Genomic DNA, 299 nt, shown 5'->3' on the forward strand with positions numbered 1-299 from the left:
CGATGATCAGGTAGGCGCCGAGCCCGATCCCCACCGGCGCCAGCACCGGGCCGCCCCAGGTCAACGCCAGCGCCGCGAGGCCGACCGCCAGCGCGGGGCCGAGGGCGAAGAACAGGCGCTGCGCGGCAGCGAGCGCGTCGCCCCGCTTCCAGGCGAGCGTCTGGCCGAAGGGGACGATCAGCAGCAGCGGCACCGCGAGCGGCAGGAAGGTGCTGTTGAAGAAGGGCGGGCCCACCGAGATCTTGTCGCCCGTCAGCATCACGAGGAGCAGCGGGTACAGGGTGCCGACCAGCACCGTG

1 protein-coding gene is annotated in these 299 nt (G+C 72.9%); it reads right to left on the reverse strand.

Going from position 1 to position 299, the window contains the following annotated elements:
* A partial coding sequence (locus ACLBXP_RS25755) for a cytochrome c-type biogenesis CcmF C-terminal domain-containing protein (RefSeq protein WP_447670647.1) occupies positions 1-299 on the reverse strand: 299 nt, incomplete at both ends.

The organism is Methylobacterium sp. A54F, from assembly GCF_053346035.1.